We start from the raw sequence: 19,898 nt of genomic DNA on the forward strand, positions 1-19,898 counted from the left end.
TATGATAATGCGTCAAATAATCTCAAGTTATGATTTCTATTCGGGCAAAAAACGAAAGCCAATGCTTCATGACATTAAAAATGCCCTCGAATGGAGGGCATAAGAATAAAGAAGCTAATATGTGAGAATATTGAAACCACTATAAGGGGTGTTTGACCAGCTTTTTGCGCCGATGCCCTTTGATAATACTTTCAAAAATTGTGAACAACAGCCCTACCCAAATAAATGCAAAGGTCACCGCTTTCACTTCGTCAAACAACTCGCCAAAAAACATAACTGCCAACACAAACTGCAAGCTTGGCTCGATGTATTGCATTAGACCGACGGTTGATAAATTAGTTATACGTATTGCGATAGAATAAAATACGAGTGGTAAAAGTGTGATAGGTGCACTGCCAAAATACAAAAGCAATGTTGTGGTATCTGTGCCCGAAGCCAGTTCACCAGTTGCCCATTGTTTATAGAGCAAATATGCGAGTGCAACTGGAGTCAGTAACAACGCCTCAACAAACAAGGTTGTACTCCAGTCATAATTTATCTTCTTCTTGTACAGCCCATACAAAGCAAAGAACAACCCCATCGTTAGTGCGATAACGGGTAGCTGACCATAGTGAATCACTTGATACATAACACCAATTGTTGCCAGCACGATTGCAATAAGTTTGCCTTTTGAGAGCCTATCCCCAAGAATAAATACGCCCAGCGCAACAGATACTAATGGTCCAATAAAGAAGCCTAAGCTGGCATCGATGACCCGATGATGGGTCAAAGCCCAAGTGAACGCACTCCAAGAAATACACATCAAACTGCTCGCCACAAACGTGTACCACAAGGATTTTTTATCAAGCCAGATTTCTTTCCAATTCAGCCCTCGACGGGTTATCCCAAGTACAATTAGAAACCCGACAGGTACAGACCCAATGATTCGCCATGCTAGCAACTCATCCATAGAAGCATTCGGTAAATAACGATAATAAATTGGTAGCAATCCCCAGATCACAAAGGAGAATGCTGCCATAAAAGTGCCATAACGAGTGTTATTCATAAAACTATCGCCCATCTAAACGACCAATTTGGCGTAAGTAAACAAGTCCGCCATACATAAAAAGGAATGCAATCCCGCAGTGACTTTATGATGCAGATGGCATTATTGGCTCAACGCTTGTACGACGGCGGTAAAGCCACTCACAAAACACAACATAAGTGCCCCAAACCGAATCTTTTCTTTTGGTAACGACTGGGTAGTTTTCATTGCTAGCCAGTAACCAAGCGCCGCAGCAGGTAATAGAGGAATAGTAATGACCAAATGATGCAATGTGAAGAAGCCCACTGGGATTTGTACTATTAGTGAAATAATCGAACTGAAAACAAAAAAAGCCGATAAGTTGCCGCGTAACTGATTTGCTTCTTGATGCTGCAACAATAACGCCATCGGAGGGCCTCCAATCGCAGAACTGGTACCAAACAACCCAGAAAAGAAGCCAGCACATGTCATACGCGAAGGCGTAGGCTCAACCCGAAACGGTAAAACACTCACCAAGACTGCAAACAGCACCAACAAACCAATCCAAAGCGTGAGAGTTTGTGTAGATACAAAAAAGAGTAGCAAGCCACCAGCAATTGATCCCGGCACTCGCCCAATCAACGCCATCTTTAAGCCGCCGATTTCAACACTACTGCGGTGCTTCATCGCATTCATCAACGAAATAAATAACGCGACTAAACAGATTGGCGCAGGAACATATTCTGGCGCCCAAAGAATCAGTAAAGGTGCGGCAACAATAGCCAAGCCAAAACCGATTGCGGTCTGGACATAAGAGCCAAGAAATATCAAACCTATTGCAAGGAAGTTTATCGAATCGAATTCCATTTAGATTATTCTTATATTTGAAAAATAAACACAAAACCAAAGCACATTCACATGGTGAATACCTCAGGCATACTGCGATATGAATTCCGCGTAGCATTCATCAAAGTGAATAAAAAGACAATCCATTTGTGCGGTTCGCCCTCATTTGCATTTTGTATTTCATTCCGCTGATGTACATGTTTGCTTACATCGAAGAGGATTCATGCTCGCCTGTTCACGCAGCATTTCTTCAGCGGAATTAATGACCTCTTAAAATCTAGCAGAATTAGACCCGTGAATTCTCCGTTGCATTTAATGGATTCAGTCAATTAGTGCGGCGTCGGTATAGCACTTTACAACTCACCTCTTTATACTACTGATCGATTTATCATTACCGTACTTATTTACACAATAAACAAGTGTACGGTCAGTATTTTTCTACCTTTAACTTGCTGTGAAAATAATATGAAAAAACAAACGGGATTTACTCTAATAGAGTTAGTCGTAGTTATTGTCGTGCTCGGTATTCTTGCTGTCACTGCCGCGCCACGCTTTTTAAACCTTCAAAGTGATGCACGTGAAGCTCGTTTGGAGGGAATGAAAGGCGCTATTGCGTCAGCATTAGGCGTCGGTTATGGGAAAATTGCGATTGCGGGGTTGGAAAGCAAGCCTTACGTTTCAAACTTCGTAGACAGTGCTTTAATGGCAGATTTACCATTTGACGGCTGTAATATTGGTGGTTCAAAGCGCTGTGTTTTTTTATATGGATATCCTGATTCTGATAGCGAATCGATGAAGTTACTCGTGCAAGGACTGAACGAAGAAGACTCGGATTGGAAAACATTTCATCACCCGGCTGGTTCAACAACTCGCGAAATGGTCATTGCTGCAGCCGACGAAAAAAGAGCTAGCCTTACACAATGCGGAATTTTATATGGGCCACCGCAGACTCCAAACGAGAGTTACACCTTAGATATTCTTCCCTGCCCTCAATAAAAATAAGGCTGCCAATCGGCAGCCTTATTTGTTTCATCTGATCGGTTTTTTACGCAAAGTTAAACACGTATTTATCCATCATATTCACCATGCGGCCAATCTCTGGCTTGGTAATCGTATCATTTGCGCCAAGAGATAGTGCTTTCGCTCGGTTATCCTCACTCATCAATGACGAGAACATAATGATCGGCATTTCATGAAACGCTTCGGTATCGCGTAGTCTCTTCACTAAGTGCATACCATCCATTCGAGGCATTTCTACGTCCGTAACCACCGCATCTAATAGCTCTTTAACTGGCAAGTTTTCTTCTTTCGCAACCTCGATCAAGCTCATCAACTTCTCATGCGCCTCACCACCGTCTTTACATGTGATCACATTGTAGCCTGAAGAAGCTAATGTATCTTGGATCAAAGAGCGAATAAATGCTGAGTCATCCACCACCATGATCGTTTTCGCATTACGCTTACCGACCATTCTCTGGTTGAGATCCACCGACTTGTCCCCTTTCACATCGTATTTTTCCATACTCAATTCTGGGTTGATGTCTGCGATGATTTTTTCAAAATCGAGAATCATGATCAGGTTGCCTTCTTTACGGACAACGGCTACTACACAATCTTGTTCGCCCGCTTCCAAAAACTGACTTGGTGATTCCACATCATTCCAAGAGATACGATGAATACGCGAAATGCTGTCAATTAAGAAGCCATTGGTCATTTTGTTGAAATCCGTAACGATTACAAACTTGCGCTCCAGATCTTGTCGTGTTGGCACACCTAACCAACCAGCTAAATCTACTAAAGGCGTCAGTACATCTCTGGATGAGAACACACCAATCATATGAGGTTGTGCGTTTGGATAATCGGTTGTTTCTGGCACGCGAATCACTTCTCGTACTTTCGCAACGTTAATGCCGTAATAACAAGTTTTTGTGCTGCCATCTGGCAATGTTTTTTCTAAATGAAACTCGATGATTTCAAGCTCATTGGTACCACTTTCTGTCAAAATGGTGCTGGTTACGTTACTCATAAAGCCAATTATCCAACCAAAAATACGCATCAGAAAAAGTTTGATGCAAACGCCATGAGAAGCCATTCTCTGGCTAAAAATCCAAAAGTCCTTTTTAGTCGTTACAACAAAATTTGTAAACCATCAAAAGGACGGCTAACGCACATTTCCATACCAAACCATGTAAAATTGTCTCATTTTTGAACACGACATTATGAGTGGCCAAAGTGCGAATTAACACCTCCACTTTTAGCGGCCGAGTCAATGAAAAGTTTAGAAATAATTTGAAGTGATGTTCAGCGTCAATAGCCAAACCTATCTAACAGATATCAGTACAAAGTTGGCTAGCGTGCTCATGCCTGGTGTAGAACAAGCTCTCTTCAAGTGGCTTGGTATAAAACTGCGCTTGTGAACACACGGGTTTAAATCGAAGCGCTAGAAACATCACAAGAAAATCTGAAGGCATAGAACACTGAAAGAACACTTTCAGTTTGTTAGTTTTCTGTCAGCGTAAGTTTTAAGTAATCATCCTATCACTAGGTATTTCAATACCTGACATCGCTATTCCCATAATCAAGACACTGATTTTCACTTTTGGAAAGAGTCATTTTCCTTCCTCTTAGCAAGGTTTTTCCTACAATCCTATTCATCCAATTGCGCTGTCGCCTGACAGCACACTAGTTGATGTATTAGGTGAGGTTAACTTTGAATAATGTTCTTATTATCGACGCTCAACCATTGTATAGCGAAGCACTTGCTTCTCTAGTTGAATCCGTAATCAACGCAGCTGAAGTGATTCAAACCACTGACAGTGCGGAAGTGATGGATCTTGTTCGAGGCCAAAAGATTGATTTGATTATTCTAGACGTAGTGCTTGGCGACCGCGATGGTATGCGTTTAGCCAAAAACATTTTAGCGACGGGATATCGTGGCCGACTGTTATTTGTTTCTTCACGCGACTACTCGAGTCTTTCTAAAGCAGCGTACGAAATGGGCGCCAACGGCTTCTTAAGCAAACATGAAACAAGAGAGACCATTATCGACGCAATTGTGAGTGTTTCACGCGGTTACTCAATGTTTAAGTCGACTCACACACCATCGTCGGGTAACGTAACACTTTCAAATCGCGAAGCCATGGTGTTCCATTATCTTGTACAAGGCTACTCAAATAAGAAGATTTCTGAACAACTTTCACTCAGCGCTAAAACAATCAGCACCTACAAAACGCGTATTCTGAAAAAGTACCATGCGGACACGTTGATTGAACTTCTGCATACTATTCCTCAGTCAGAAAACATTGAGTTTTGCCGCTAAGCGCTCATGTATTTTGCAATAGCACCGATTAACAACTGGTGCATTGCATCATGTCTTAAGCTTTGCTTCACCTGTACAACCACTTTTGGCCAGCCATCTGGGTAAAAATGCTCTGGCACTCTTATAAATTTATATCCATCAATTGGCGCCTGATATTCAAGTAATACGGTTGCGGCGCTTTTTTGCTTAATTAGCTTCAATACGCTGCTTACGTTGTCTAGAGCCGCAATACGGTTGATGACCATACCGTGGCTTTCCATTGCACGCTTAACGAGCTGCTCTTTCTCTTTCCAACCGATAATCTCTAACATGATAAAGGGAAGTTTGGCTGCTTCTTCCAGGGTGGTAATTCCCAGCTCTTCAGGGACAACTACCACAGCAGGCGCATAGCCGATGAACTTCTGATAAACAGATTTCGGAACATCCTCGTTGAAGTAATGTAACTGCGCATCCACTTTGCCTAGGATTATCTCTTCTATCGTATACTCTGTAATCGTTGCTATCGAAATGTGCGCCTTGGGAAACAGCACCATTAAATCCATTGCAAGTAAATGCCCAAATGAGTATTGAGCGGTTTGCGGTAAACAAATGGTGATGTCTTTTTCGTAATTTTCCGGTTCAAACTCATCTCTAATTAGACAAGTTTCAAGCTTCTCTAGTGCATCGGAAATTTTAGGTAATTGACGTTTTAAATAGTCCGTTGGTTCCATGTGATGAGGATGCCGAATAAACAATTCATCGTTTAGCTGGAGTCGCAATCGGGCAAGGTATTTGCTAATTGACGCTTCACTCTTCCCCATCGCTTTCGCAACGGGCTTGAGCTGACGGTGCTTATCCAGTAAGACAAGTATTTTAAGTAAGTTTAAGTCGAGATCTTTGTTCACGTGCGACACCAGATGTAAGGTCGAGAAGAAATAGAGCAATCACTATTTGTTGACTGCTCTAATATAAAAGACCACTCATTCTGTTTGGTCAAATTAATCAAACAGTTATGTCATGGTTATGTTCCGTAACTTAACATTTAGTCAATACTAGACCTGCTTAATGGGACTTTTGTCTGTGTTTTTTCATCTCATAGAGATCTTCATCTGCACGTACAATAACGTCCTGAAGCGTTTCGTGTAATTCATTCGCCGCGATACCAGTACTCACACTAACTTCGATATCCAAGGTTTTTAGTCGGTTATCTTTAACGACACTACGAAGCTTCTTCGCCAATATTGAAGATTGGCTGATACTGCAACCCGGCAGAATCGCAACAAACTCATCACCACCAGTTCGAACTAGATAATCACTATTTCGAAACACTTTAGACATAGCATCAGCAATAATCCCAATAACTTCGTCCCCTACATGGTGACCGTAATGGTCATTGATTCGCTTGATCCTATCGCCATCTATTGCAATGACGGAATATGGCGCGGTTTCCAAACGACGTTTGAATTCGCTATCTTGAAAGACTCTGCGGTTAAACAATCCCGTTAAATCATCTTTCGTCACGTTCGTCAGTGCTTTCGCGAGGCGAAGTTTGCTCTCTTTAGATTCATAAGCTTTGTTGTAATACGCTAAGGTTACGAAAAAGAGGATGATAAACAAGAACACGTAATCCAATACAATTTTACTGAATGGGTACATGTAAACAATGAGATTGTTGTTGTCTGCGACATATGATTGGGTGTACGCGAATGATGGAAAGGGGTAGCCAGCGAAGTAAATCACCATTTGCTTGTTCCCATTCGCTATTTGAACATCCACCGCTTTCCCATCATTATAAAGCGGCGAGAGGTACAATTGTTCCGAAAACTCTCCCACTAACTCACCTTGAAAGTAAACCGGACTCATGATGCTTATCGCCATGTCATCGGAGTATGTCGTTTTAAATGGTAGGGAAAACAATACCCGGTCCGTCAGTTGCTCTTTCCACGCAGCTAACACACAAGAATAATTACTTTTACACCAATCAACATCAAATGTGGCTTTCACTCCCTCTAACGCTTCAATCGGTCTCTCTAAGATGAGTTTGTTTCCAGTATAAGAACGAAAATACATAACGGCATTTTGTCGATTGAACGCATTTGATAAATACGCTTCAGCCTGATGAAGCGATTTCCGTGCAACAGCTTCAACGTAATTAAGTTTTTCATAACGTGACAGGGAGTAAATCGCATCTTGAAAGCTCAGCTCTGTTTGCGCTTCTACTTCACTCACGCTCATGCCTTTGTATTGCTCGAGCTGCGCTTCCGTCAATAGCCCCATGAGAATTACTTTTTGTTTTATTTTGGCTAAATTATTCGCGTAAGTGTTGAACTGCTTTACTTCATAAGAAATTAACACCGCACCAATCATTGTGACAGAAGTGACGAATAGTAATGTTGCGATGAAAAGAGACAACGCGATACTTTTAAGTGTCATGATGCGGTCTTACGCCCCCGCCACTCTTGTTAGCTCAACAATGTTCTTTACGTTAAATTTATCCAATAGACGACGTTTGTATGTGCTGACTGTTTTGTCACTTATTGATAGCACTGAAGCGATTTCTCGATTGGACTTTCCTTGTAATAAATACTTCATTACTGCGCTTTCTCTGCTTGAAAGTTGTGGCATTTCTCGAACGCTATTAACAACTTGCTTAAATTTGAAGAAGGTATACCCCTTCTCTACCGCTTCTATCGCGTCTTTAAGAATGTCGTGATTTTCCGATTTACACACATAGCCATCAGCGCCAGAACGAAAAGCCATTTGGCTGTACATTTGGCTAGTTTCAGCGGAGAAGAAAATGACTTTGCCTTCATAACCATGGGATTTGATACGTTTGTAGAAATCAAACCCATCGCAATCTGCCAAGTTCACATCTAAGATCAACAGTTGAATTTCTTCCTTTTTCAATATTTGTAATGCCATCTTCGCTGATGTTGCAGTAAATACCCCATTTGTTTTACCTAACTCTTCCAGCAACGACTTGATTGCAACACAAACGAGAGGATGATCGTCAAAGATCAAGTAATTCAATTTATTCATATCTTTCATTTAGTATGGTTATGGCTTCTAGTGGCATGGGTTTATCAATGTAGAAGCCTTGGCAAAGATCAATGCCATACTCACGTATCGCTTGCAGTGTGACTTCGTCTTCAATACCTTCCGCGACCAATCGTATATTCAAACTTTTCGCTAACGCGCAAATAGCAACAACGATGTTGCGTTTTTTGATATCGCATTCGACACCTTGTACAAACGAACGATCGATTTTTAACTCGTTGAATGGCAGTTGAGCCAGTTTTTCAAACGTCGATGACCCCGTGCCAAAATCATCTATTGAGACAGTGACACCGTTCATCCTCAACTTGAGTAAATTCTTGTACAGGGACGCGCTAGTCTGAAATGTATCTCGCTCTGTAATTTCAATGGTGATTTGTGATGGGTCAATCTCGCTCTCTAAACATTGCTGTAAAAAGTAATGAGAGAACGCCGTATCTTCTAAATTTTCATGGTCTACATTGATGGATACGTTTTGCGTCAATCCGCGGTGTTTCATGTCATAGATAACATTACTCAATACAGCTTGAAACAACTCTCCAGAAAGGCGGCAACGCTCTACAATTGGCAAAAAATAATGAGGGGGTAACACACCATAAATAGGATGATTCCAACGCGCGAGCGCTTCATACCCAAGCACTTCCCCACTTTGCACATCGACTAAAGGCTGGTAATAATTTTTCACGCGCCCTTCAGCCAGAGCAAACAGGAATTCTTGATCTTCCACTTCAATAGGTTGCGCAAAGCTGACTTGTTTCGCTTTTTCATCTTTTATTTTACCCAACAAATCAACGACTTCATTTTCATCGTATGGCTTAGGCAGCTTCCCTAATACTTCAAAACTAAATCCCTCGCACATGGCTCTTACCGCAGAAATAATGGTCAATTCCATTGCACTGACCAGTACAACTTGCCCCTGGTACTGGACTTTATCGAGCATTTCCATCATATCGATGCCGTCTTTTCCGGGCATTTGGATATCACAAAAAATCACGTCAAAATATTGTTCCTGCACACTCTGAATAGCGGCATCCACACAGTTAAAAGGGATGACTTGCGCGCAATAGCGATCCAATATTTGCGTAAGTATTGTGGTTTGTAGCGGATGGTCATCAATCACCATCACATTAAATTGTGTATTCATTTGTCTCTACCCAATAGTTTATGTTTTCGATCTCCTGCTCGATTCGTAAAATTAGCTCCGCTGTTCGCCTGTCAAACTCCGCAGCAGTAACTCGTTCTGCCTCAATGCAAAGCTCAGTCAGCATGCTTACCCCTATCGCCCCAACCGCTCCTTTGATGCCATGAATGACCCGTTTTTTGTCTCGCTCAGTCGATGCGGCGTTTAAGTTTTTTATATCTGTAGACATTGATTGACTAAACACGCGCGCAATCTCTTTTGCGTCCTGTGCTTTGAACCGTTTAATCCAGCCGGGCAGCCTACCCCTCTCTTTTTCGCCAATAAATGGAATCAAAACGGTTTTTAATTGATTAAGGTCATAGGGCTTGTAGAGCACATCATCAATGCCGATATCCTGTGTGCGCTCAATGGCAAGACGAGCATCTTCTGCTGTCACACCGATGATTGGAATTGCTTTAAATTCGGAGTTTTTCACGTGCCTAACAAGCTCATAGCCATCCATTTCTGGCATATGAAAATCGGTCAGCAGCAACACAACGTTTTCATCTTGGTTGATGTATTCCCATGCTTCGCGGCCGTTATTTACAATGACAGGTTCGATTCCAAGTTCATGAAGCTGCATTGCTATCACACTTTGGTTAATGGGATTATCTTCTGCGACCAGTACCGTGCCGAGAACCCAAGAAACCACTTCTTGATTTACGTCACTAAGCTTGGTTTCTTGCTGCGTTTGGCTGAGCAAATTGAACAATGTATCTGGATACTGAAGCTCTCTTAACGTAAGACTGCCAAGTACTCTTTGTTCGTCACGCAGCATTAGGCCATTAAAACTGGCATCGCTGTCGTGTATAGGGTGAAGGTTCGCCACCATTGTTTTTAACGTCGCTGGACGCATTTTCCACGCGTCACACCACTGGCGAATATTAAGTGGTAAGCTCTCGCTATACGTCCAGTTCAAACAAACGTCTGGCTCAGAGTCGCAATGCTCAATTGGCAGTTTGACGGTAATCGTCGTGCCTAAGCCAAATTGTGAATCGATGCAGAGCACGCCGCCCATGCAGTCGATCAATCGGTCAACAATGCTCAGCCCCAATCCAGTGCCGCCATATTTACGCGTAATAGTGTCATCCGCTTGAACAAAAGGATTGAGAATGCCTTCGAGTTGGTCATCCGTCATGCCGATACCTGAATCTGCCACTTTCAAGATAAGCTGCTTTTCATGAAGAATGACACTGATTCCAACCTCGCCTTCCGCAGTGAATTTCACCGCATTGGAGAGTAGATTGGTGGTAATTTGCACCAATCGCAGCGCGTCGATTTCAATGAAAGCATTCGAAAATGGTTTGATTGTCACTTTGTAATCCAAACCTTTCGCGAGCGCTCGTGGTTCAAAGCTTCGAAACACATCGCACAAGGTTTTAAGCAAGTCGGTCTTAACTGGGGCGACGGTTAAGTACCCTGCCTCTAACTTTGAATAATCCAGTACTTCGTCTACTAACGTATTCAAATGATTGAGCGAGCGTATGGCTTGGGCAATTAACTCGCGATTTGAATCTGCCGTCACTTGGTGATTTAGCAAATCGAGGATGCCGTGTGCTGCCGACAATGGCGTTCTTAATTCGTGACTCATGGTTGCCAAAAAGTTTTCGCGCGCACGTACCGCGGTTTGCGCTTCTTTTTGCGCATCGATTAACGCCTGCTCACGTTCTTTTTGCTGGGTAATATCTTGAATAACAGTCAGTACAAACTTGTTCTTACCGCTAGGAGAAGCGATGACTTTGCGTTCTCGATATACATGTTTAATATCAAGTTCACAGCCCGACGAGGCAACCTCTTCTGAAATACGCTTTCCAGCAATAACAGTGGTCAGTTCATCAAAATTATTCACCAGAGGAGCGTTTGCAGAATCACTTTTCAACTTACATTGTTGGCACTGTTTACTGTTGTAGTTGGCACAATTGCTCATCTCCATATGGTTATTTTCACTATGGATAAAAACCAAGCTATTGATCTCTTTGATGATGTCCATCAGCCATTGCTTTTCCGCTTCCTCATTGTCAGCATTAAATTCGGCTAACCTCACTTTAAGTCGCATGTGAGATAAGATGAAATACGCCGCAATTAACATGAGACAGAATATGAATGAACCAGCAACAACAAATGTAGCGATCTGCTCCGCGTCATAGCCATAAGTCAGTTTGAAGCTTCGGTGAGAACGCAGCAGTTTTTCGATCTCGTTAGAATCAATGGTTTCGATGATGCTGTTCAACATGTGTTGAAGTTGTGTATTGTGGTTTGCAACCGCAAATGCATTAGAGAACGTCAAAACGTCCTCCGCATTGATCACCAAGTCATCGACTTGATCTTGTGCAATCATGTTGTGAACGATGTCGTCAGGAATATAAGCCACATCCAAAACGCCCGATTTCAAATCGGTAAGCAGCTTCTTCAAATCATTATAATGATCAACTTGGCCTTGCTGCAAAGTGCCCAAATGAACTAACCCTTGCTTTTTCAAAGTGAGCAGAATACCCGCTTCTTTCAGTGCAGATTTATCGCGCTTACTCTGCTCCGCTTGGATAGCCACGTAATTACTGTGCATGAATGGTTTAGTGAACAACCAATCTGACTTAGGTAGCTCACCCACATAAGAGATGGGGACTATATCGGCATCAAATGCCGTTAATCCATTAGAAAGGCTCGACGTCGGCTTCACATACTTAAAGCTCAAGCCAGTACGAGACTGCAATAAGTCGACAAAATCTGGAAAGAAGCCATCTAACTCGCCCGTTTGCGAATCTCGGTAGAGAAACGGATAAGCTTCGTCACTGCTGCTGTAAGTTATCACTAGTTTGTTTTGATGATTACGTCGGTAATCTACCAATAACTTATCACTGATATGGTAAGGATTTTTCGAGGCGACGGAGCGAATGTTTTTTCCATTTTGCTCCCACTGAAGGATTTTGTTGATGTCATCGATCAGACTCTGTTTGTCCAACGAAGCGATAAAACTCACCTCTTCGTTTTTCAACCAACTGGGAATATCGACAACCCCTTTTACAATGTCATTCAAATCCAAATATTGGGTAATACCAACATAAGTGTAAATCAGCGCGTTCGCTTTACCTCGCTTAACTTCATTAAACGCCTCTAAACGTGTTTTAACGTAATGTATCTTATCGATACCGCGTTCAGTGAGGTTGTCACAATACACACTGCCCTCAACACACACCCATTTAAGATCACGCGCATCACTATCTCGGTAAGTGGCATTCCGATACCAAACCGCGATAGTGCTCGAAAAGAAAGGCATCGAAAACAAGAAACGCTTTTCTCTTGCTGCTGTTTTACTAAATCCAACCGCACCATCAATCTTCTTGCTTTCGACATCCGCAAGTAAAGACGGAATATGCTTGTAAGTCCGAAGTTCTAACTCATAATCCAAAGCTTTAGTAATGTTAGACAAATACTCAAGACTAATTCCGTACGAAGGACCAACGCTACCGTCAAACGAGTCTTTAGCTTCGTCTTGCGCAATAACACCAACGATGACCTTCGGTTTAGGACTCTGTTTGGCAGTTGAGCAAAAAGAACTCGCTAAAAAAATTAAGGCGACGGACGATACCGTAATACTTCTAAGAATACTGAGCATGACTGCTTCCTCTGAATGGAAGCTCAGACTAGTTTTTGTCAGATAAAAGTCAAACTTCGCTCAATAGCGAAATAAAAATAAAGATTTGATATAAAACCAAAAAACCAAAATTCGTCAGAACAATCTGACAACACAATCCACCTTTGACTACACAGTGTTTGCGTTCGGTCTCTCACCCAGACGGATATTCACTGCGAGTCGGTATACATAAGGGATGTGTGCTTTTAGGTTTACACGCCATAGCTTTTTACTTTCATCTTGAATGATTCATCATCATTCCATGATAAACTGGCGTATTAACATGAAAGAAAGCTCAACTCCGCGGTTTCGAGCAGCTTGAAGTAAACACAGTTTTAGAAAATGCGTTCTAGTATTGTATTACTCAAGACTCACATCGCTACTTTTACAACCGCTGGAGCATTAGAAAAATTAAGGTATAAATTCAAATGGTTAATAACTCAATCCAGTGGTTTCCTGGCCACATGCACAAAGCACGTAAAGAGATCGAAGAAGCAATCCCTCAAGTGGATGTGATCATCGAAGTACTGGATGCTCGTATTCCTTTCAGTAGTGAAAACCCTTTGATTTCTCAAATCCGTGGTGACAAACCTGTCGTTAAAGTTTTGAACAAACGTGATTTGGCCGATCCAGAGTTAACTCAACTGTGGATTGAGCACTTGGAGCAAGAGCAACATGTAAAAGCAATGGCGATCACGACTTCTGAACCACAAGAAGTGCATCGAATCATGGAGCTTTGCCGCAAACTTGCCCCACACCGAGAAGAAATTGGTAAAAACATTCGCACCATGATCATGGGCATCCCAAACGTTGGAAAGTCGACGATCATTAACACCCTCGCAGGTCGAACAATCGCTGTAACAGGTAACCAACCCGCGGTTACACGTCGTCAACAACGTATCAACCTGCAAAATGGCATCGTATTATCTGATACTCCAGGAATTTTATGGCCAAAAGTGGAAAATCCACACAGTGGCTTCCGCCTTGCGGCTACTGGCGCGGTAAAAGATACAGCGATGGAATATGACGAAGTCGCATTCTATACCATTGAATACCTAGCAGCTCATTATGCAGACAAGCTTAAAGAGCGTTATCAAATTGAAGAGCTTCCAGAATCAGACATCGAGATCATGGAAGAAATTGGTCGTCGCCGCGGTGCACTACGTGCAGGTGGACGTGTTGACTTGCACAAAGTATCAGAGATCTTATTACACGAACTTCGCCAAGGCACTTTGGGCCAAATTACATTAGAACGCCCAGAAATGATCACTCAAGAGCTGATTGAAGTCGAGATTGAAACCGCCCGTAAAGAAGAAGAGAAAGCGAAGCGTAAAGAAGAGCGTCGTAAGCGCTATTTACGTAATAAGCGATAAGCTTGTCTCTTATCTACTCATGTTTCAAGGCGCGATTTTCGCGCCTTTTTTGTTATCTAATGCGCCCATTTTTTTCACTTTTCAAACTTTATATTCCTCATCCAAAATCCCAGATATGAAGCACGAAAAAACACCGCAAAATCGCCGTATAAACTTTAAGCACAAACTAGTTTAGACCCCGGGCCCCTATAGAGTTACAGCCACCATCCAACCCTCAAATGTCGAGTTTGCAAGGGTCTGCAAACTTATGCAACCTGGTTAGTGACACTCTCCCCAAAATCCGCAATATGAATAAGTGTCAGCGCTGGCGTTTTTCCATATGAAGAAGAGATTTATTATGAGTGAAACTATACAAAGCAAACCACTTCCCTCCTTTATCGAGGAACGCCTAGATTTTTATATTCAAGATCTAATCGAACCGAATGAGAACAAAAAACACCTTGTTCTTGGTAAACGCCCACCGTGTAATGCCGTTGTCCTGCAAAGCAATGATTACCTTGCACTGTCTCATAACAAGGAGATTCAAAGTGCGCATCGTGATGCGATTTCCCAGCACGATGACAACGTCGTGATGTCCGCGATTTTCTTACAAGACGATGAATCGAAACCTGTATTTGAAACGCAACTAGCCAGTTTCGTTGGTATGCCTAGTTGTCTACTTTCTCAATCTGGTTGGGCTGCGAATCTCGGTTTATTGCAGACTATTTGTGCACCGAACATACCTGTGTACATTGATTTCTTTGCACATATGTCTTTGTGGGAAGGCGCACGTATTGCCGGAGCACAAATTCATCCGTTCATGCATAACAACACCAGTCACCTAAGAAAGCAGATTTCACGTCACGGTTCAGGGATCATTGTTGTGGATTCGGTTTACAGCACTATCGGGACCATCGCTCCTCTACGTGATATCTACGAAATAGCACAGGAGTTTGACTGCGGCCTGGTTGTAGATGAATCACACTCTTTAGGTACACACGGTCCACAAGGTGCGGGGATACTGCAGGGTCTTGGCTTAACTCATAAGGTAGATTTTATTACCGTTAGTCTTGCCAAGACATTTGCTTATCGTGCTGGCGCGATTTTAGGCCCAGAAAAACTGGCGAAGACGCTTCCGTTTGTGGCGTACCCTGCAATATTTAGTTCTACTGTATTACCGCAAGAGATCATTCGGCTAGAGAAAACACTGGACGTCATAAGAAAATCAGATGATAAGCGAGATATTCTGTTTGAAAGAGCCAAGTCTTTAGCCGTTGGTTTAAAACGCATTGGATTTACTATTCGCAGTGAATCACAAATTATCTCATTAGAATGCGGCAACGAGAGAAACACTGAGCGAGTCCGCGATTTTCTCGAAGAGCGAAATGTTTACGGCGCAGTGTTTTGCCGCCCTGCAACTGGAAGGAACAAAAACATCATCCGTTTTTCAGTCAATGCAGACATGACAGCTGCTGAAGTTGATCATGTACTCACTGTCTGCCAACAAGCATTTGCACACCCTGACTTAGAGTTTGTGTAAGTTAGTGTGTAGATAAAACTAAAGAGCTCAACAGTTTTGCTGAGCTCTTTATTCGTGTTATTCGTTGTGAGCAACTCGCCTCAAGAAAACAAGTCGCGAATGATTAGATCCAGTTTGCGATTTTATCGAACAAACGATTTTTATCCGCCGGTTTTACGATGAAGTCAGACATACCCGAAGACCCAATTTTGTCCAACGTGACAGGTGAACTATCCCCTGTATGCGCAATAATAGGTACCGACGCATAGTTTTTATCCGAGCTTCGAATTCGCCTAGACGCTTCTACACCATCCATAATTGGCATTTCGATATCCATCAGAATGAGATCAACATCTTCTTGCTCTAGTGTATCCAGAGCCTGCTGCCCGTCTTCTTTCTGAATCACTTCAAAGCCTTGCTTTTCAAGTAACATTGCCGTGAATTTACGCAAAGATTCATTATCATCCACGACCATAATTGTGCGCTTATTTGAATTATCTAACGTCACCGAGGCCGTTGGTGTCGATACATAGCTTGAATCATATAAGAGACGCTCAATAGTTGGTTTAGTATTCAATAACCAGGCTTGCGTTTCGATCCAAATAGGTTCATATGCAGCCTTACGTGCTCTCTGAGTCGGATGATGCTCAAAAAGATAAACTATGCGTGCTTCAGTGAAAGACAAGAGAGATTCTAATCTATCCAATTGGTTTGCTCTTGGATCTAAGCTCTCAAGATCGATAAAAATCAGATCGAATTCGAACTCGTACTCTTTCTTTTTGAGTACTTGGTTGACATCTAAAATTGTCGAGTCAAAGCCCATAAAACGGCTAATATCTGTTACTTTAGACACCAAGATATCTTGGCTAGTCACCGTTAGAATGGTTTTGAGTTTAGTCAGATCGTTTTTGATTTCAGTAACGGTATCAGATGTCGTTAGTGGGAAAGTTAACGTAAATTGAGACCACTCCCCTAACTGAGATTGACACTCAATGTTCCCCCCAAATGAACGCATGACTTTTTTACAAAACGGTAGGCCCAAACCATAACTTCCTGATTTGCCGGTGGTGTAAAAGTCTTGAAAGATATTGCGTAGAACATCAGGAGCAATACCAGCACCATTATCGGTTACAACAATTTGATTAAAGCGTTCTGAACTTATCATGGATACATGTATGTGAAAATCTTCAGATTTACGGTGATGGAAGGCATTCTTGAAAAGATTATACATAACGTATTTAAGCAGCGTATCACTACCTAGAAACTCAAACTCACTTCTCGCATCCAACGATATGGCAAATCGATCAGTGGCACGTTTATAACTGAAGCTTTCAATTGCCTGTTCAACGACCGAGTGAGCTGAATATTTTTTGAAGCTAGAACGAGAAACTCGATTTTCATCAATCGAAGTCAGCAATAAATCGATGGTTTCATTACCCGATTGGATAATGTTCATTGCATCCTGACTCACTTCACGTAATAAGGTGACATCTTCTACACTCATGACGTACTGCTCTTTTCCTGCCTCTTTCATGTTGGGCAAGATCGACTGGATAACATCTATTGAAGTGCAAAGCCCACTCAACGGGTTACGCATTTCATGTGCAATCCCTGCCCCGAATGATTTTGCCAGCGAGACTTTCGCTTCATGTTCAACTTGGTTACGAAAATAGAACAAATTACCGAAGACATAAATAAACAGAAAGATTGGCACATGAGTCCAATCCATGGTCAAGTCAAGATGGAACCCTTTTGCAACCCAAGCGAAGAATGTTGCTAAACCTATCCCAGCAAAGGTTTGAGCAAACATGACCCTAGTAACATGAACCAGTAAAATGTGTAAGAAAATTGCAGACATAAACGACATAACCCATACATTGGACCAGTCATTCATCAGTAACATATAAAAAAAGAAAAACGGTAAGCACAGCGTTATCGTCACTTGGTAGTAAATAGGAACATAATCTCTCCAAGTCGATGATAAGCGGTTTCTAAAAATGATGCCGAAAAACAATAACGAGCAAAACAATCTAAGAGGTAAATTTTCATAAGCCTGTGGAAAGGCAAACTCCCAGACAAAGTAGTACAGCGGAAAGCCAAGAAACCCCATCCAGCCAACGAGAGTTAGGTTTGGTTCTGCATATTGATAAACCTTACGTATCGAGTCCATATAATCTGTTTTGCTTACTCCGCCTGACGCACAACAATGTGATTTTGATTCACTTTTATCATTTTATTATTAACTAATTATATATTAATCATCATTTATAAGCAGCGCGAAATGACGTAAACAGCTCGCAATACTTATCTTTAGTTTCAATCTTTTAAGACAGCTGCACTTGATTTACAACCAAATAAACAAAGTTGCATATAGTTTAGTGTAATTTTGCGATAATCGCTCTGTATCCAATTGGATGTTAATCTCATTTTGTTCTAGAAACTCAAGTCGCGCCTTTGGCACGGCTTTCCAACGATTTAAAAACAGCACTCACCGCATATGGCGCGGTGACAAACAATTGGCTTGGGGTGTGTCATGAATTCTTTCCAGATAAAAAATGTCATTTTTGATGTAGGTAATGTATTGGTACGCTGGTCTCCAGTAGAAATCGTTCGCTTAACATTTGGTGGTTCCGTAGAGTCAGAGAAAATGGCTCAAATGCTATTTTCATCACAAATCTGGAAAGATTTAAATAAAGGGACGATCTCCGAAAGGGAAGCAAAACAGCGTTATCAACGTGAACACCAAGTAACGACGGAAGAAATGGACCGCTTCTTTTATTATGTAAAACACACTCAAATACTACTTTACGGCAGTATAGAGCTGTTAAAACGAGTAAAAAGTGCCGGATATGGCGTATATGCGCTCACAGACAACATCAACGAAATGGTGGAACATCTTCGTACTACCTATGAGTTTTGGCCACTGTTTGATGGAGCAATCATCTCTTCTGAAGTTCAATTACTAAAACCACAAGCGGAGATCTACCAAACTCTACTTTCAAAGTATCAGCTTAACCCCGAAGAGACAGTATTTCTTGATGACATGCCTTACAATGTTGAAGGTGCCCGAGCAGTTGGCATGGCTGCTATTCAGTTTGAAAATGCTCAGCAATGTGAGCTCGAACTAAAAGCCATGGGGGTTAACTTCTAGAAAGCTTTTAATAACACATAACGTTAGGGTGCATAAACAAAAAAGAGCAGTGTTGAGACTGCTCTTATCTAATGTTTTAGAACGCTAGGTTAGGAGTAAATCACGTTTTCCTCAATCCGACTAACTAATGACTGGGCGTTCTTCCAACGGAATACTTTTTCTAACACCTCTTTGCCATCAGGTGCGCGCCAAGTTCGCTCTTGATCCTCTTGTCCACCAATGTGGCGATAGAATTCAATCGCAGAAATGTTTTGCGACACAACTTCTAAATAAAGACCTGTGTCTTTAAAGTACTGCTGTTGCCATTCTGCGACAGCAAGTAATAGCTGCTTACCAATCCCACGACCACGGTAACTGTCATCAACATGCAATGCGTCAATAAAGGTTCCACGCTCGAAATCATGATTGCCGAACACACAAACAAAGCCAAGTAGCAAACCTCCCTCCTCCGCCAAGACAATGTGCTGATTGAATGGTGGGTTGGTCAAACGGGTTTGCCAAATCAGTAGTTTGTCGTCAATCGCTTCTTTCTCAAGATAGTTATCACTAAGAATGCCACGGTAATGACGCTTCCAGCTATCCGCATGAAGATGCGCAATGCGCTCGTAGTCCTTATATTCCGCTAATCGTAAATCCATTACGTATTCCTATTTTCTTACATTTTTGCTTCTTTATAGAGTCTCGGTATATTCCACCTTTATAACACTTGTTTCTTGGCAGATTTTATACACCTTAAGCCAGAGCTCATTTTTTAATACTACTCATTATTCAATTAAAAGCAAAATATCCCATCAAGTTCCTTAATCTACACCCAAAGGAATAGTCACATTTGTCTAACTTTAATTTGACTTACATGTGTACGCT

The 19,898-nt window shown here is 41.9% G+C and carries 15 protein-coding genes; 5 read left to right on the forward strand and 10 right to left on the reverse strand.

What is annotated here, in order from left to right; translation table 11 throughout:
* Positions 1–139: 139 nt before the first annotated feature.
* Positions 140–1,045 carry an EamA family transporter RarD gene (gene rarD / locus R7Z10_RS03330; protein WP_031778926.1) on the reverse strand — a complete coding sequence of 302 codons (906 nt, stop codon included), beginning with the start codon at positions 1,043–1,045 and terminating at the stop codon, positions 140–142.
* Positions 1,046–1,147: 102 nt separating this feature from the next.
* Positions 1,148–1,870 (reverse strand): sulfite exporter TauE/SafE family protein, encoded by a 723-nt coding sequence (locus R7Z10_RS03335; RefSeq protein WP_005390054.1) that lies wholly within the window; start codon positions 1,868–1,870, stop codon positions 1,148–1,150.
* A 444-nt stretch (positions 1,871–2,314) separates the two neighbouring features.
* Between R7Z10_RS03335 and R7Z10_RS03340 the strand changes: the two genes are divergently transcribed.
* Entirely contained in the window at positions 2,315–2,845 is a 531-nt protein-coding gene (locus R7Z10_RS03340; RefSeq protein WP_318103940.1) for a prepilin-type N-terminal cleavage/methylation domain-containing protein, read from the forward strand.
* A gap of 49 nt (positions 2,846–2,894) precedes the next feature.
* On the opposite strand, the gene R7Z10_RS03345 is transcribed toward R7Z10_RS03340, so the two are convergent.
* Positions 2,895–3,875 carry a chemotaxis protein gene (locus R7Z10_RS03345; protein WP_025998672.1) on the reverse strand — a complete coding sequence of 327 codons (981 nt, stop codon included), beginning with the start codon at positions 3,873–3,875 and terminating at the stop codon, positions 2,895–2,897.
* A gap of 684 nt (positions 3,876–4,559) precedes the next feature.
* Between R7Z10_RS03345 and R7Z10_RS03350 the strand changes: the two genes are divergently transcribed.
* Positions 4,560–5,168: a response regulator transcription factor gene (locus R7Z10_RS03350; protein ID WP_017821556.1), complete on the forward strand. Its 609-nt coding sequence runs from the start codon at positions 4,560–4,562 to the stop codon at positions 5,166–5,168.
* Here the strand turns inward: R7Z10_RS03350 and R7Z10_RS03355 are convergent.
* The 5 genes from R7Z10_RS03355 to R7Z10_RS03375 all read right to left on the reverse strand — a co-directional run bounded on the left by R7Z10_RS03355 (position 5,165) and on the right by R7Z10_RS03375 (position 12,994).
* On the reverse strand, positions 5,165–6,052 hold the full coding sequence (locus R7Z10_RS03355) for a LysR family transcriptional regulator (RefSeq protein ID WP_033906494.1): 888 nt from the start codon (positions 6,050–6,052) through the stop codon (positions 5,165–5,167). The two genes, R7Z10_RS03350 and R7Z10_RS03355, sit on opposite strands and share 4 nt — an antisense overlap.
* A 157-nt stretch (positions 6,053–6,209) precedes the next feature.
* Positions 6,210–7,580, reverse strand: a complete 1,371-nt coding sequence (locus tag R7Z10_RS03360; RefSeq protein ID WP_213965852.1) for a GGDEF domain-containing protein — start codon at positions 7,578–7,580, stop codon at positions 6,210–6,212.
* A 9-nt stretch (positions 7,581–7,589) separates the two neighbouring features.
* Positions 7,590–8,186: a response regulator transcription factor gene (locus R7Z10_RS03365; RefSeq protein WP_017635347.1), complete on the reverse strand. Its 597-nt coding sequence runs from the start codon at positions 8,184–8,186 to the stop codon at positions 7,590–7,592.
* A complete protein-coding gene (locus R7Z10_RS03370; protein ID WP_064354730.1) occupies positions 8,179–9,345 on the reverse strand; it encodes an EAL domain-containing protein in 1,167 nt (388 codons plus the stop codon). The genes R7Z10_RS03365 and R7Z10_RS03370 overlap by 8 nt, the downstream gene beginning before the upstream one ends.
* A complete protein-coding gene (locus R7Z10_RS03375) occupies positions 9,329–12,994 on the reverse strand; it encodes a transporter substrate-binding domain-containing protein (RefSeq protein ID WP_318103946.1) in 3,666 nt (1,221 codons plus the stop codon). The genes R7Z10_RS03370 and R7Z10_RS03375 overlap by 17 nt, the downstream gene beginning before the upstream one ends.
* A gap of 446 nt (positions 12,995–13,440) precedes the next feature.
* Between R7Z10_RS03375 and ylqF the strand changes: the two genes are divergently transcribed.
* Together ylqF and cqsA are read left to right on the forward strand one after the other, a co-directional pair.
* The gene (gene ylqF, locus R7Z10_RS03380; protein WP_005376521.1) at positions 13,441–14,385 is read left to right on the forward strand and encodes a ribosome biogenesis GTPase YlqF; all 945 of its coding nucleotides are present in this window, start codon (positions 13,441–13,443) and stop codon (positions 14,383–14,385) included.
* Positions 14,386–14,722: 337 nt separating this feature from the next.
* Positions 14,723–15,904, forward strand: a complete 1,182-nt coding sequence (cqsA, locus tag R7Z10_RS03385; protein WP_237306315.1) for an alpha-hydroxyketone-type quorum-sensing autoinducer synthase — start codon at positions 14,723–14,725, stop codon at positions 15,902–15,904.
* A gap of 103 nt (positions 15,905–16,007) precedes the next feature.
* Here cqsA and R7Z10_RS03390 read toward each other — a convergent pair whose 3' ends face one another.
* On the reverse strand, positions 16,008–18,053 hold the full coding sequence (locus R7Z10_RS03390; protein ID WP_053303516.1) for a response regulator: 2,046 nt from the start codon (positions 18,051–18,053) through the stop codon (positions 16,008–16,010).
* A gap of 363 nt (positions 18,054–18,416) precedes the next feature.
* Between R7Z10_RS03390 and R7Z10_RS03395 the strand changes: the two genes are divergently transcribed.
* The gene (locus R7Z10_RS03395) at positions 18,417–19,034 is read left to right on the forward strand and encodes an HAD family phosphatase (RefSeq protein WP_318103955.1); all 618 of its coding nucleotides are present in this window, start codon (positions 18,417–18,419) and stop codon (positions 19,032–19,034) included.
* Positions 19,035–19,123: 89 nt separating this feature from the next.
* Here R7Z10_RS03395 and R7Z10_RS03400 read toward each other — a convergent pair whose 3' ends face one another.
* On the reverse strand, positions 19,124–19,672 hold the full coding sequence (locus R7Z10_RS03400) for a GNAT family N-acetyltransferase (protein ID WP_318103959.1): 549 nt from the start codon (positions 19,670–19,672) through the stop codon (positions 19,124–19,126).
* Positions 19,673–19,898 lie beyond the last annotated feature (226 nt).

This window comes from Vibrio sp. Vb1018, assembly GCF_033338775.1.
GTDB classification, from domain to species: Bacteria; Pseudomonadota; Gammaproteobacteria; order Enterobacterales; family Vibrionaceae; genus Vibrio; species Vibrio alginolyticus.